General features: G+C 72.2%; 13 protein-coding genes. 10 read left to right on the forward strand and 3 right to left on the reverse strand.

What is annotated here, in order from left to right; all coding sequences use genetic code 11:
* Positions 1-393 precede the first annotated feature (393 nt).
* Positions 394-978 (forward strand): hypothetical protein, encoded by a 585-nt coding sequence (locus ACQ9ZG_RS28250; protein WP_146225679.1) that lies wholly within the window; start codon positions 394-396, stop codon positions 976-978.
* 323 nt (positions 979-1,301) lie between these two features.
* On the opposite strand, the gene ACQ9ZG_RS28255 is transcribed toward ACQ9ZG_RS28250, so the two are convergent.
* On the reverse strand, positions 1,302-1,943 hold the full coding sequence (locus ACQ9ZG_RS28255; RefSeq protein WP_109915199.1) for a TetR/AcrR family transcriptional regulator: 642 nt from the start codon (positions 1,941-1,943) through the stop codon (positions 1,302-1,304).
* Between the two features lie 270 nt (positions 1,944-2,213).
* Between ACQ9ZG_RS28255 and ACQ9ZG_RS28260 the strand changes: the two genes are divergently transcribed.
* Entirely contained in the window at positions 2,214-3,176 is a 963-nt protein-coding gene (locus ACQ9ZG_RS28260; RefSeq protein WP_109915198.1) for a DMT family transporter, read from the forward strand.
* Between the two features lie 47 nt (positions 3,177-3,223).
* On the opposite strand, the gene ACQ9ZG_RS28265 is transcribed toward ACQ9ZG_RS28260, so the two are convergent.
* Positions 3,224-3,433: a hypothetical protein gene (locus ACQ9ZG_RS28265; RefSeq protein ID WP_028418252.1), complete on the reverse strand. Its 210-nt coding sequence runs from the start codon at positions 3,431-3,433 to the stop codon at positions 3,224-3,226.
* A 145-nt stretch (positions 3,434-3,578) separates the two neighbouring features.
* Between ACQ9ZG_RS28265 and ACQ9ZG_RS28270 the strand changes: the two genes are divergently transcribed.
* From ACQ9ZG_RS28270 to ACQ9ZG_RS28280, 3 genes are all read left to right on the forward strand, one after another.
* Positions 3,579-4,799: a sensor histidine kinase gene (locus ACQ9ZG_RS28270; protein WP_109915197.1), complete on the forward strand. Its 1,221-nt coding sequence runs from the start codon at positions 3,579-3,581 to the stop codon at positions 4,797-4,799.
* Between the two features lie 277 nt (positions 4,800-5,076).
* Entirely contained in the window at positions 5,077-5,823 is a 747-nt protein-coding gene (locus ACQ9ZG_RS28275) for a response regulator (protein ID WP_109915378.1), read from the forward strand.
* 52 nt (positions 5,824-5,875) lie between these two features.
* Complete coding sequence (locus ACQ9ZG_RS28280) at positions 5,876-7,051, forward strand: cytochrome P450 family protein (protein ID WP_109915377.1); 1,176 nt, start codon at positions 5,876-5,878, stop codon at positions 7,049-7,051.
* A 128-nt stretch (positions 7,052-7,179) separates the two neighbouring features.
* Here ACQ9ZG_RS28280 and ACQ9ZG_RS28285 read toward each other — a convergent pair whose 3' ends face one another.
* On the reverse strand, positions 7,180-8,187 hold the full coding sequence (locus ACQ9ZG_RS28285) for a Gfo/Idh/MocA family protein (RefSeq protein ID WP_109915376.1): 1,008 nt from the start codon (positions 8,185-8,187) through the stop codon (positions 7,180-7,182).
* A 98-nt stretch (positions 8,188-8,285) separates the two neighbouring features.
* Between ACQ9ZG_RS28285 and ACQ9ZG_RS28290 the strand changes: the two genes are divergently transcribed.
* The 5 genes from ACQ9ZG_RS28290 to ACQ9ZG_RS28310 all read left to right on the forward strand — a co-directional run bounded on the left by ACQ9ZG_RS28290 (position 8,286) and on the right by ACQ9ZG_RS28310 (position 13,610).
* Positions 8,286-9,047, forward strand: a complete 762-nt coding sequence (locus ACQ9ZG_RS28290) for a GntR family transcriptional regulator (protein ID WP_109915375.1) — start codon at positions 8,286-8,288, stop codon at positions 9,045-9,047.
* A 364-nt stretch (positions 9,048-9,411) separates the two neighbouring features.
* Positions 9,412-10,416 carry a sugar ABC transporter substrate-binding protein gene (locus tag ACQ9ZG_RS28295; RefSeq protein WP_441350843.1) on the forward strand — a complete coding sequence of 335 codons (1,005 nt, stop codon included), beginning with the start codon at positions 9,412-9,414 and terminating at the stop codon, positions 10,414-10,416.
* The gene (locus ACQ9ZG_RS28300; RefSeq protein ID WP_018491482.1) at positions 10,413-11,468 is read left to right on the forward strand and encodes an ABC transporter permease; all 1,056 of its coding nucleotides are present in this window, start codon (positions 10,413-10,415) and stop codon (positions 11,466-11,468) included. Before ACQ9ZG_RS28295 ends, ACQ9ZG_RS28300 begins: the two co-directional genes overlap by 4 nt.
* Positions 11,465-12,310, forward strand: coding sequence for an ATP-binding cassette domain-containing protein (locus ACQ9ZG_RS28305; RefSeq protein ID WP_084991214.1), 846 nt, complete (start codon positions 11,465-11,467; stop codon positions 12,308-12,310). The genes ACQ9ZG_RS28300 and ACQ9ZG_RS28305 overlap by 4 nt, the downstream gene beginning before the upstream one ends.
* Before the next feature lie 133 nt (positions 12,311-12,443).
* Positions 12,444-13,610: an ROK family glucokinase gene (locus ACQ9ZG_RS28310; RefSeq protein ID WP_109917247.1), complete on the forward strand. Its 1,167-nt coding sequence runs from the start codon at positions 12,444-12,446 to the stop codon at positions 13,608-13,610.
* Positions 13,611-13,702: the final 92 nt, after the last annotated feature.

Here is a 13,702-nt window from a genome sequence, read left to right on the forward strand (position 1 = left end):
ACGTTCTTCATTCTCACGCTCGACGTCGAGCAACCGATTCCACGGGTGGACAGTGCCGCGAGTCACCAGCGGCGTACGGAGTTCGATCGACACCGAGTCCAACCGAAGAAGACTCACGTCGAATTCATGGCTCCGTGGCGTAAACACGGCCCCAGGGATGCTCAGCGGCCCTGACGTCAACAGGCTGCCGATCTGCTCGCAGGACCGACCCACGTCCCACCGAAGACACTGAACGGTGTTGCTCCGCCTCGGCCTGACCAGGGCTGCGCCGTGCCGGAGCGCGTACCACCACAGATGGCTCCGGGCCATCAAAGCACTGCGCAAGGGCGTGGACGGGCTCGGCGCCCAGTGACCGCTCGCCGCTTCTTCGGCCGCGGTGAGCGAGGAGTCCGCATGAACGGGATCGCGCCCGTCATCGGCCTCACTCCTGAGCCGGAACTCCAGCTCCCCCTTAAAGGAGTACCGCATCAACCGGGCCGAAGCCGAGTGGCCGGTGTTCTGCAGGTCGAGCCGCCCACCGGTCGGGATATGGCAGAGGTGGATGGTGTCGGAGCTGAACCCGTCGACGCGCAGCCCGGCGATTCCCGAGTGTTCATGCGAACCGTCATCGAACACCCGGGTATGAGGCAGAAGGTAACTGGCAATGCGGTCCGCGGTGTTGGTCCGAACGAGCAGACGATCAGGCTGCGGCGCCACCCAGCTGAAGTAGCAGATCAACTGCCGGAACGTTCGACCGATCATGCGGTCCCATGGGTGATCTTCGTCCGAGCTGAAGAAACAGTCGAACAGGAGCGCCTGGAATTGCTGCTGTCCGCCACCAGGGGCGTCCAGGGAGATCTTGCCCCCGGTGCAGCAGCGGCGGAGCACCTGCTTCGGAAGATTCAGAAACCTTCGGCATGCCTCAAAGGCAGCCTTGTCGTGAGTGTGTGGCATGGCCGTCTCATCCGCGACTACAACCCGGATTGCGGCCGCATGTGAGAGCAGTGCAGCGCAAGGGGAATTCCATCATGGGAACTGGAGGTCAGGCATCGCACCTTTGGGGCTTTCCTGCACGCTCGTCCGGGCAAGCGGCTCGCCACTGGCCCACCTCCGGGCCTTTGGCCGGACACTAGCACGCTAGGTCCTCGGAATCGCGCGTCACCTGGTAAGTCGCTATTCGGTACTGAGGTGGAGGCGGTGGCCGCTGGTTCGCTACGTACGGGGTGTGCCAAGGAGTCGAATCCCGCAGACCGCGCTCGGCGCCGGAGCCCCGGCAAGGCCGCCGGGAGGCGTACGGCTCGGTGGCCGTGAGCCGGGGAAGCTCAGAGCACCGGCAGCCTCGCGCTCTCCGTCGCCGCCGTCCGCAGCCGCGCCAGGATCGCCCGGGCCGCCTTGGCGTATCCGAGGCTGTTGTTCTGGAGCACCGATTCCGCGTTGGCCAGTTCCAGGAAGGCGATCACCTCGAAGGCCAGCTGGCGTACGTCGGTGTCGGCGGACAGTTCGCCCGCCGCCCGTGCCTCCTCGATCGTCTCCTCCACGAAGGTGACCCAGCCGGTCTGCGCCGCGGCCAGGGCGTCGTGCACCTTGCCGCCGCGGGCGTCGAACTCGGCGGTGGCCGCGTAGAAGAAGCAGCCGCCCTGGAAGACCCGGTCACGGGAGTACGCGATCCACGCCTCGCACATCCGCCAGACCCGGCCGACCCCCGGCGGGACCGCACGGGCCGGGCGCAGTACATGGTCGACGTAGACCGCGACCGCGGCGCGCACGGTGGCGAGCTGCAGCTCCTCCTTCGATCCGAAGAGGGCGAACACCCCGCTCTTGCTGAGCTTCAGCTCGGTCGCCAGCCGTCCCAGTGAGAGGCCTTCCAGGCCTTCCACCGAGGCGATCTGCACCGCGCGCCCCAGGACCAGCTGCCGGGTCTGGTTGCCCCGTTCGACCCGCCCGTCCAGTCGTACTGCCGCCATGTGACCACTCCGTAGCTCAGAGTTATCGAGGCGTCATTCTAGGGACGGCCACGGGCGCCGCCGGACCACCGGCCGCTCGCGTCACCGCCCCGGCCACCGGCGCGCCCCGCCTCTGACCACCGGCGATACCGGCGGGCGGGCCGGGCGGGATCCGGCCCGTGAGACAGGTGTTCCTTTCCGGCGCGCCCGGCGCGTAGCGTGATCGTTCCACGTGTGAGCCGGTGAGGTCTCCACCATGTGTCCCTCCGTGGAGAACCAGGAGCACCGAAGGTGTCCGCTGCCGTCGCGCCCCTCCCCGCCCTCGTCCCGTCCCGCCGGGCCTGGCTCACCGATCTGCCCGTGCTGGCGGTCGCCGCCGTCTGGGGCGCCAGCTATCTCGCGGCCAAGGGCATCACCACCACCCACACCGTGATCGCCGTCCTCGTCCTGCGCTTCTCGATCGTGCTGCCCGTCCTGGTGGTGGCCGGGTGGCGCAGGCTGCGGGCGCTGACGGGGGCGCAGTTGCGCGGGGCCGTGCTGCTGGGGCTGGTGCTCAGCGGGATCTTCCTGCTGGAGACGTACGGGGTGGTCCACACCTCGGCCACCAACGCCGGGCTGATCATCAGCCTCACCATGATCTTCACGCCGCTCGCCGAGGCGGCCGTGACCCGCGTCCGGCCCCCGGCCTCCTTCGTCGCCGCCGCAGGCCTCTCCGTCGCCGGAGTGGTCCTCCTCACCCAGGGCGGCGGCTTCACCAGCCCCTCGGCCGGTGACCTGCTGATGCTGCTCGCCGCCCTCGCCCGTACGGTCCACGTCCTGGCGATGGCCCGGATCAAGGCGGTCCGGTCGGCCGACTCGCTCTCCCTGACCACCGTCCAGCTCGGCAGCGCGGTCGCCGTCTTCGCCGTCCTGGTCGCCCTCCCGGGAACGGGCGCGTCGCCGTGGAGCGTGGCGGCGGACTTCGGGCCCCGGGAGTGGGCCGGGCTGGTCTTCCTCTCCGTGTTCTGCACGCTCTTCGCGTTCTTCGTGCAGATGTGGTCCGTTCGCCGCACCTCGCCGTCCCGGGTCAGCCTCCTGCTCGGTACGGAACCGCTCTGGGCCGCCGCCGTCGGGATCGGCCTCGGCGGCGAACGGCTCGGCGTCCTGGGGGTGGCGGGTGCCGTCCTCGTCCTGGCGGGCACCGCGTGGGGGCGGCGCAGCGTGGACGAGGCGGACCGGTCCGGGACCCCGGGCGCAAGCCCCGCTCCGTCCTGACCGTGCGCGCCAGGTGCCGGGCTCTCTCCCGATCGCGTCCGTCGCGGTCAGGACTTCTTCCGGACCGCGCCCGGCGCGATCATGATCGCGAACCCCGTCACGATCAGCACGACGCTGACGAACAGCGCCCGGTCACCGAAGAGGTCCATGTGCCGGGCCAACGTCCACAGCCGCAGCCACCCCGTCCACTCGTGGACCAGCCCCCCGACGCCCTGCAGCAGGATGATGAGCCCGACCGCCTCGATGAGTTTCTTCATGGACCGAGCCTCGCGCCCGCCCCGTCCCCGCCGCTTCGGCCGCCCGGCCCCATCGCCGCGACGAAAGTAGCGGGCCGCACGACTTTGGTCGCTCCCTCGCCGCGCGGGACGCGTTCCGGCCGCCGGGCTGCGTAACTTTGTCGACATGACCCGCACCGAGTACCGCTGGCTGCTCCCTTCGGCGATGGCCGACCCCGAGCTGCCCGGCGACCGGGCCCGCAGGCGGCGGACCGTACGCGACTGGGTCGTCGACATCACGGCCTTCCTCTGCGCGGCCTTCATCGGCATGGTCGCCGTCTCCGTGATCGAAGCCGACGAGTCCACGGCCGACGTGGTGGTGTTCGTGGACTCCGTGGCCGGCGCGGCGGCCTGCTGCGCGCTCTGGCTCCGGCGGCGCTGGCCCGTCGGGCTGGCCGTGGCCCTGACCGCCGTCGCCGTCGTCGAGCCCGTCGCCGTCGGCGCCCTGCTGGTCGCCCTGTTCAGCCTGGCCGTCCACCGCCCGCTCAAGCCGACGGCGATCGTCGGCGCGGCGGCGCTGGCCACGGTGCCCCTCCAGCCGCTCGTGCGCCCCGACCCGCAGACCGGATACCTCGTCTCCGTCCTCTTCGGGGTGCTGCTGGTGCTCCTGGCGCTCAGCTGGGGCATGGGCGTACGGTCCCGGCGCCAGCTCGTCCTCTCGCTCCGCGAACGGGCCCGCCGCGCCGAGGCCGAGGCGGAGCTCCGCGCGGAGCGGGCCCAGCGGCTGGCCCGGGAGGCCATCGCCCGCGAGATGCACGACGTCCTCGCCCACCGGCTCACCCTCCTCAGCGTCCACGCCGGAGCCCTCGAATTCCGGCCCGACGCCCCCACCGCGGAGATCGCCCGGGCCGCCGGGGTCATCCGGGACAGCTCCCACGAGGCGCTCCAGGACCTGCGGGAGATCATCGGCGTGCTGCGCGGCCCCGGGGAGAGCGGCGAGGGCGAGCGCCCGCAGCCCACCCTCACCACCCTGGACGCGCTGATCGAGGAGTCCCGGCAGGCGGGCATGGACGTCACCCTCGACCAGCGCGTCGCCGCCCCGGGCGAGGCCCCCGCCGCCACCGGCCGCACGGTGTACCGCATCGCCCAGGAGTGCCTGACCAACGCCCGTAAACACGCCCCGGGGGCCGAGGTCACCGTCACCGTGACCGGCGGCCCCGGCGACGGGCTCACCGTGGAAGTGGCGAACCCGGCCCCCACCGAACCCTTCGAACGGGTACCCGGCTCCGGCCAGGGCCTCATCGGCCTCACCGAACGCGCCACCCTCGCCGGAGGCAGCCTGGAGCACGGCCCCGCACCGGACGGCGGCTTCCTGGTCCGGGCCCGGCTGCCGTGGCCGGCGGGGTGAGGCGCGCCACGACCGCCGGGACCGCGGCCGGTGGCGGTGGACGGGGCGAGCGGCGGGGCCGGTGCCGACGGAGCGGCCCGCGGTGGGGCAGCCGGCGCCGGGCACTCCCGTACGGTCCCCACCACGCGGCCCGCCGCAGCCGCCGGGGCCGGGTGCCGCTCCCGTACGGCCCCCAGCTCTCGCCCCTCCGGGGTCTCCGGCCTCTCCGGGGGAGCCGGGGCCGGCCCTGCGGGGCGGGGCGTCGGTGGCGTGCGGTCCGCTGGTTACGGTGGCTGTCATGAACACCCCGCCACCACCGTCCCCCGCCTCCGCGCCGCCTCCCGGCACCCCGCCCGTCCGGCTGCTCGTCGTCGACGACGACCCGCTCGTGCGGGCCGGGCTCACCCTGATGCTCGGCGGGGCCGAGGGCATCGACATCGTGGGGGAGGGCACGGACGGCAGCGAGGTCGCCGCCCTCGTCGAACGGCTGCGCCCCGACGTCGTCCTGATGGACATCCGGATGCCCGGCGTGGACGGGCTCACCGCGACCGAGGAGCTGCGCCGCCGCCCCGACGCGCCCGAAGTCGTCGTCCTCACCACCTTCCACGCCGACGAACAGGTCCTGCGGGCCATCCGCGCCGGAGCGGCGGGCTTTGTCCTGAAAGACACCCCGCCCGCCGAGATCGTCGACTCCGTCCGCCGGGTCGCCGCCGGGGACCCGGTGCTCTCGCCCGCCGTCACCCGACAGCTCATGGACCGGGCGGCGGGTGCCGCGCAGGACGAGCGCACCTCCCGGAAGGAGCGGGCGCGCAGGCGGTACGCGGAACTGGCCGAGCGGGAGCGGGAGGTGGCGGTCGCCGTCGGGCGGGGGCATTCCAACGCCGAGATCGCGCGCGAGCTCTATCTCAGCGTCGCCACCGTCAAGACCCAGGTCTCGCGCATTCTCGCCAGACTCGACCTCAACAACCGGGTCCAGATCGCCCTGTTGGTCCACGATGCCGGACTGCTCGACGGCGACGGCGAGGAGGACGGCGGCCTACGCTGAGGGGACCGGGAGGTGCCGGGCCGACCGGACCGGAAGAGGGGGCTGACCGACGATGACCATGCTCGATCTGCGGGAACTGCCGGATTTCACGGCGAACCCCTACCCGTACTACGCGAAGCTGCGCGCCGAGGGTCCGGTGCACACGGTCCGCACCGAGCAGATGGAGCGGATCTGGCTCATCGTCGGGTACGAGGAGGCCCGCGCGGCCCTCGCCGACCAGCGGTTCGGCAAGGACTGGCGCGCCAGCGGGCGGTGGGCCGACGAGGTCAACCCGATCAGCTCCAACATGCTGGAGCTGGACGCCCCGCACCACACCCGGCTACGGCGGCTCGTCGCCCGCGAGTTCACCCCCCGCCGCATCGAGGCGCTGCGCCCCCGGGTCACCGAGATCACCACCGGACTGCTCGACGCGATGGTCCCGGCCGGCTCCGCCGACCTGGTCGACGCGCTCGCCTTCCCCCTGCCGATGACCGTCATCTGCGAACTGCTCGGCGTCCCCGACATCGACCGGGACGCCTTCCGCGCGCTGTCCAGCGCCATCGTCACCCCCACCCCGGCCCAGCGGGAGTCGGCCGACCCGGTCGGCGCGATGAGCGACTACCTCGTCCAACTCATCCGGGAGAAGCGGAGTTCGCCCGGTGACGACCTGATGAGCGCCCTGATCAGGACCCGCGACGAGGGCGGCGACGGGCTGTCGGGCGAGGAACTGGTGGGCATGGCCTTCGTGTTGCTCGTCGCCGGTCACGAGACCACCGTCAACCTGATCTCCAACGGGGTACGGGCCCTGCTCGACCACCCGGACCAGCTCGCCCTGCTCCGCGCCGATCCCGGACTGCTGGAGGGGGCGGTGGAGGAGATGCTGCGGTACGACGGCCCGGTGGAGACCGCCACCTTCCGCTTCACCCGGGAGGAGGTCACCGTCGGCTCCACCGTGATCCCGTACGACGAACCCGTGCTCGTCGCCCTCGCCTCGGGCGGCCGGGACCCGGAGAAGTTCACGGACCCGGACACCTTCGACATCCGCCGCGCACCCCAGGGCCATCTGGCCTTCGGCCACGGGGCGCACTACTGCCTGGGCGCCCCGCTCGCCCGCATGGAGGCCAAGATCGCCATCGGTGCGCTGCTGGAGCGCTGCCCGGAGCTGGCCCGCGACCCGGCGGGCGGCGAGCCGGAGTGGCTGCCCGGTCTGCTGATGCGCGGGGTCCGCCGGCTGCCGGTGCGCTGGTAGGGCGACGATCCGCCGAACACGCCGGTCCACACCGCCGACGAGGCGGCGACCGGGACCCGGCCCGCCGAGCCTGCCGGTGAGCAGGCCCCCCCCGAGCCTGCCGGTGACCCGGCAGGGGGCAAGAGGCCTCAGCCGCCCGGGATCTCCGTCATCGCCACCGGGCGGCGTTCGCGGCGGGAGACCTCGCAGGCCTCGGCGATCCGCAGCGCGTGCAGGGCCTCCCGCCCGTCGCACGGGTTGGCCAGCTCGCCCCGGACCACCCTGAGGAAGGCGTCCAGCTCCGCCTCGTACGCCGGGGCGAACCGCTCCAGGAACCCCGGCCACGGCTTCGGCGGAGCGCCCGGGCCGTCCGGCTCGGCCGAGGTCAGCGGCGTACGGTCGTCGAGACCGACGGCCAGCTGGTCCAGCTCCCCGGCCAGCTCCATGCGGACGTCGTAGCCGGCCCCGTTGCAGCGGGTCGCGGTGGCCGTGGCGAGGGTGCCGTCGTCCAGGGTGAGCAGGACGGCGGCGGTGTCCACGTCCCCCGCCTCCCGGAACATCGCGGGCCCGGCGTCCGACCCGGTGGCGTACACCTCGCGCACCTCGCGGCCCGTCACCCACCGCAGGATGTCGAAGTCGTGGACCAGGCAGTCCCGGTAGAGCCCGCCGGAGAGCGGGAGATAGGCGGCGGGCGGGGGAGCGGGGTCGGAGGTGGCGGCCCGCACGGTGTGCAGCCGCCCGAGCCGCCCCTCCCGTACCGCCGCCCTCGCCTCCGCGTACCCCGCGTCGAAGCGGCGCATGAACCCCAGCTGGAGGACGCTGCCCGCCGCCTCGACCTCCGCGAGGGCGCCGAGCGTGCCGGGCAGGTCCAGGGCGATCGGCTTCTCGCAGAACGCGGGCAGCCCGGCCCGGGCGGCGCGGGCGATGAGCGGGGCGTGGGCGGCGGTCGCGGAACAGATCACCAGCGCGTCCGGGAGGCCTCCGCCGGTGAACATCGCGTCCACGGTGACGGCGGTGGCCCCGGTCCGGGTGGCCGCAGCGGCGGCGCGCTCCGGATCCGCGTCCGCCACCAGGAGCGAGCCCACGGCCGGGTGACGGCTCAGCACCTCCGCGTGGAAGGTGCCGATACGTCCCGTTCCGATGAGTCCGATGCGCATGGCCCCAAGGTGACGGCGGTCCGGTCATCCTGTCAAGCATTTGTCCGGACAAATGCTCGGCCATGGCTTTGTCCGGACAATCGAACTAGGCTCGGCCCGTGACCGCACAAGGAGCCGATCAGCCGCAGCCCCTGCCGCTGAGCGTGGACCGCACCAGCCCGGTGCCGCTCTACTTCCAGCTCGCGCAGCAACTGGAGGCCGCCGTCGAACAGGGCCGGCTGCCCCCCGGCACGCTGCTCGGCAACGAGATCGACCTCGCCCACCGCCTCGGCCTCTCCCGCCCCACGGTCCGCCAGGCCATCCAGTCGCTCGTCGACAAGGGGCTGATGGTCCGCCGCCGGGGCGTCGGCACCCAGGTCGTGCAGAGCCGGGTCCGCCGCCCACTGGAGCTGAGTTCGCTCTACGACGACCTGGAGGCGGCCGGCCAGCGCCCCGCCACCAAGGTCCTGCGCGCCACCACGGAACCGGCCACCGCCGAGATCGCCGCCGCGCTCGGCCTCCCCGAGGGCACGGAGGTCCACCTCGTCGAGCGGCTGCGCTACGCCCACGACGAGCCGATGGCCCTCCTGCGCAACCACCTCCCCCCGGACCTGCTCGGCCTCCGGGCCCCGGAGCTGGAGTCCACCGGCCTCTACCGGCTGATGCGGGCCTCGGGCATCACCCTGCACAGCGCCCGCCAGTCGGTCGGCGCACGGGCCGCGACGGCGGGGGAGGCCCGGGCCCTCGCGGAGGAACCGGGCGCGCCGCTGCTGACGATGGAGCGCACGACGTACGACGACACGGGCCGCGCGGTGGAGTTCGCGTCCCACGTCTACCGGGCCTCGCGCTACACGTTCACCTTCCAGCTCCTGTCGCGCTGATTCAGCCCGCCCGGCGTCGACTCATCCCGTCCCGGGGGCACATCCAGCCCGTCCGGCGCCGTTCCATCATGCGCCCGGGAAAATCGAGCCCGTCCGGCGTTCGAGGACGGAACCCTTGCGCCGGTGGGCCCGCGGGCAGAGGATCCTGAGGCACGGGTCCCCCGAGAGCGACCGCCCCCCACGGCGACGGTTCCGTCCTCGAACGCCTGACGGGCTGGGGTGGGCGCACCCCGCACGGGCCGGGGCGCCGGGCGCGCCCGGCAGCCGCTCGGGGATACTGGGCAGCCGGCCCGGAGCCGTACGCTCCCCGGCCCGGTCAAGCGCACAGCGACGAGCAGCGGAAGAAACAGAAGAAGGGCACGGCGTGGCAAGGGTTCGGACAGGGGTACGCGCGCTGGGCGCCGTCCTGGCAGTGGCGCTGGCAGCCGCGGGATGCAGCAGCACCGGCGGCAAGCGGGCGGAAGAGCGCGCCGCCGCGGCCGCCGAGGGGCGGGCCGCGGTGAACACGCCCCGCTGGACCTTCGCCATGGTCACCCACTCGGGCGACGGCGACACCTTCTGGGACATCGTCCAGAAGGGCGCCGAGCAGGCGGCCGTCAAGGACAACATCAACTTCCTCTACTCGCACAACGACGAGGGCAACCAGCAGGCCCAGCTCGTCCAGACCGCGATCGACAAGAAGGTCGACGGGCTGATCGTCTCGCTGGCCAAGCCGGACGCCATGAAGGCCGTGGTCGCCAAGGCCGTCAAGGCGGGCATCCCGGTCGTCACCGTGAACTCCGGCTCCGCCGAGTCCAAGGAGTTCGGGGCGCTCACCCACATCGGCCAGGACGAGACGATCGCCGGTGAGGCCGTCGGCGACGAGCTGAACGAACGCGGCCGCAAGAAGGCGCTCTGCGTCCTGCACGAGCAGGGCAACGTGGGCCACGAGCAGCGCTGCGCCGGGGCGAAGAAGACCTTCGACGGCACGATGCAGAACCTGTACGTCGACGGCACCAACATGCCCGACGTCACCGCGTCCATCGAGGCCAAGCTCCAGTCCGACAAGAGCATCGACGCGGTCGTCACCCTCGGCGCCCCCTTCGCGGACGCCGCCGTCCAGGCCAAGCAGACGGCGGGCAGCAAGGCCGAGATCAACACCTTCGACCTGAACGCCAAGGTCGCCGGCGGCCTCCAGTCCGAGAAGCTGGGCTTCGCCGTCGACCAGCAGCCCTACCTCCAGGGGTACCAGGCCGTCGACCTGCTCTGGCTCTACCGCTACAACCGCAACGTCCTCGGCGGCGGCCAGCCCGTCCTCACCGGCCCGCAGATCATCACGGCCGCCGACGCCGACGCCCTGGCCGACTACACCAAGCGGGGCACCCGATGAGCGGCTCCACCGCCGCCCCGGAGAAGCCCGCGCAGCTCGACGAGCGCCTCGTCCACACCTCGCCGCTGCGCAAGCTGCTCGGCCGCCCCGAGCTGGGCTCGGTCGTCGGCGCGGTGGCCGTCTTCGTCTTCTTCTCGATCGTCGCGGACAGCTTCCTCCAGGCCTCCAGCCTCGGCACCGTGCTGTACGCGGCCTCGGTCCTCGGCATCATGGCCGCGCCGGTCGCCCTGCTGATGATCGGCGGCGAGTTCGACCTCTCCGCCGGGGTCCTGGTGACCAGCTCCGCGCTGATCTCCTCGATGTTCAGCTACCAGATGACGGCCAACGTCTGGGTCGGCGTCCTGGTGTCGCTGCTGGTCACGCTCGCCATCGGCGCGTTCAACGGGTTCATGCTGACCCGTACCAAGCTGCCCAGCTTCATCATCACGCTCGGCACGTTCCTGATGCTCACCGGCCTCAACCTCGGCTTCACCAAGCTGATCAGCGGCACGGTCTCCACCAAGGCCATCGGGGACATGGAGGGCTTCGACTCGGCCCACGCCCTGTTCGCCTCCACCCTGACCATCGGCGGCGTCGAGTTCAAGGTGACGATCCTCTGGTGGATCGCGCTCGTCGCGCTCGCCACCTGGATCCTGCTCCGGACCCGCTTCGGCAACTGGATCTTCGCCGTCGGCGGTGCGGCCGACGCCGCCCGCGCGGTCGGCGTCCCCGTCATCCGTACGAAGATCGGGCTCTACCTCGGCGTCGCCTTCGCCGCCTGGATCTCCGGACAGCACCTGCTCTTCAGCTACGACGTCGTCCAGTCCGGCGAGGGCGTCGGCAACGAGCTGACGTACATCATCGCGGCCGTCATCGGCGGCTGCCTGATCACCGGAGGCTACGGCTCCGCGATCGGCTCGGCGGTCGGTGCCTTCATCTTCGGCATGACCAGCAAGGGCATCGTGTACGCCGAGTGGAACCCGGACTGGTTCAAGTTCTTCCTGGGGGCGATGCTGCTCCTGGCCACCCTGCTCAACGCGTGGGTGCGCAAGCGCGCGGAGGCGACGACATGACGGCCACGTCCGAGAAGAGCGCGGGCCCCCTGGTCGAGCTGGACGACGTGTCCAAGTTCTACGGCAACATCAAGGCCCTGGAACACGTCTCCCTGGAGGTCCACGCGGGCGGGATCACCTGCGTCCTCGGTGACAACGGCGCCGGGAAGTCCACCCTCATCAAGATCATCGCGGGGCTGCACCGGCACGACGCCGGACGGTTCCTGATCGACGGTGAGGAGACCGTGCTCGCCAACCCGCGCGACGCCCTGGACCGGGGCATCGCCACCGTCTACCAGGACCTCGCCGTCGTCCCGCTCATGCCGGTCTGGCGGAACTTCTTCCTCGGCTCCGAGCCCACCACCGGCGTCGGCCCCTTCAGGCGGCTCGACGTGAGGAAGATGCGCGAGACGACCCGTACGGAACTGCTCCGCATGGGCATCGACCTGCGCGACGTCGACCAGCCCATCGGCACGCTCTCCGGCGGTGAGCGCCAGTGCGTGGCCATCGCCCGCGCTGTCTACTTCGGCGCCAAGGTCCTCGTCCTCGACGAGCCGACCGCCGCCCTCGGCGTCAAGCAGTCGGGCGTCGTCCTCAAGTACGTCGCCGCCGCCCGGGACGCCGGGCTCGGCGTGGTCCTCATCACGCACAACCCGCACCACGCCCACCTCGTCGGTGACCGGTTCGTCCTCCTGAAGCGCGGGGTGATGTCCGGCAGCCACACCAAGGACGACATCACGCTCGACGAGCTGACCCGGCAGATGGCGGGCGGCAGCGAGCTGGAGGAGCTGAGCCACGAACTGGAGCGGACCCCGGCCCCCACCCTCCCGGGCACCTCCGCCGCCACCGAGGAAGGCTCCTGACCGGCGACCCGCCCCGGCGCGGCCGACCCCGGGCGAGCCCTCCCGGGGTCGGGCAGTGGCAGAATCGAGCCCGGCGGGCGCCGTCCGCCGCCGGGCGCGAGAGCCGGCCGGCCCCCCAGACCCCGCAGGGACGATGAGCACGTACCGCGACTTCGCACACCGCGGCTCCGCCCGCGCCACCGTCCTCAAGACCGTCGGCACCAAGGAACGCCGCTCGCACCTCTCCGCCCCCCGCGTCCCCACGGTCGGGATCGACATCGGCGGTACGAAGGTGATGGCGGGCGTCGTCGACGCCGACGGCAACATCCTGGAGAAGGTCCGCACCGAGACCCCCGACAAGTCCAAGAGCCCCAAGGTCGTCGAGGACACCATCGTCGAACTGGTCCTGGACCTCTCCGACCGCCACGACGTCCACGCGGTCGGCATCGGCGCGGCCGGCTGGGTCGACGCGGACCGCTCCAAGGTCCTCTTCGCCCCCCACCTCGCCTGGCGCGACGAACCGCTGCGCGACGCCATCGCCTCCCGTCTCGTCGTCCCCGTCATGGTCGACAACGACGCCAACACGGCCGCCTGGGCGGAGTGGCGCTTCGGAGCCGGGCGCGGCGAGGACCACCTCGTCATGATCACGCTCGGTACGGGGATCGGCGGCGCGATCCTGGAGGACGGCCAGGTCAAGCGCGGCAAGTACGGGGTCGCCGGTGAGTTCGGCCACATGCAGGTCGTGCCCTCGGGCCACCGCTGCCCCTGCGGCAACCGGGGCTGCTGGGAGCAGTACAGCTCCGGCAACGCCCTCGTCCGCGAGGCCAAGGAGCTGGCAGCCGCCGACTCCCCGGTCGCGCACTATCTGCTGGACCGGGTGAAGGGGAACGTCTCCGACATCAGCGGCCCCCTCATCACCGAACTGGCCCGCGAGGGCGATGCGATGTGCATCGAACTCCTCCAGGACATCGGCCAGTGGCTCGGCGTCGGCATCGCCAACCTCGCCGCCGCGCTCGACCCGTCCTGCTTCGTCATCGGAGGCGGGGTCAGCGCCGCCGACGACCTCCTGATCAACCCCGCCCGGGACGCCTTCAAGCGCCACCTCACCGGCCGCGGCTACCGCCCCGAGGCGAAGATCACCAAGGCCCAGCTGGGCCCCGAAGCCGGTATGGTCGGCGCCGCGGACCTCGCCCGGCTGGTCGCCCGCCGCTTCCGCCGGGCCAACCGGCGCCGTGTCGAGCGGTACGAGCGGTACGCCCAGATCTACGACCAGGCGGCGAGCACCATCCGCAACACCCGCTCGACCCGGACGGCCGACTGAACCGCACCCCCCACAGCCACGGCGGAGGACAGCAGCGACAGCCACCGCGGAACCCCGCAGCCCCACCGCAGAACCACGACCGGGCGTCCGGC

Origin of the sequence: Streptomyces araujoniae, assembly GCF_050871195.1 — a bacterium.
Classification (GTDB): domain Bacteria; phylum Actinomycetota; class Actinomycetes; order Streptomycetales; family Streptomycetaceae; genus Streptomyces; species Streptomyces bacillaris.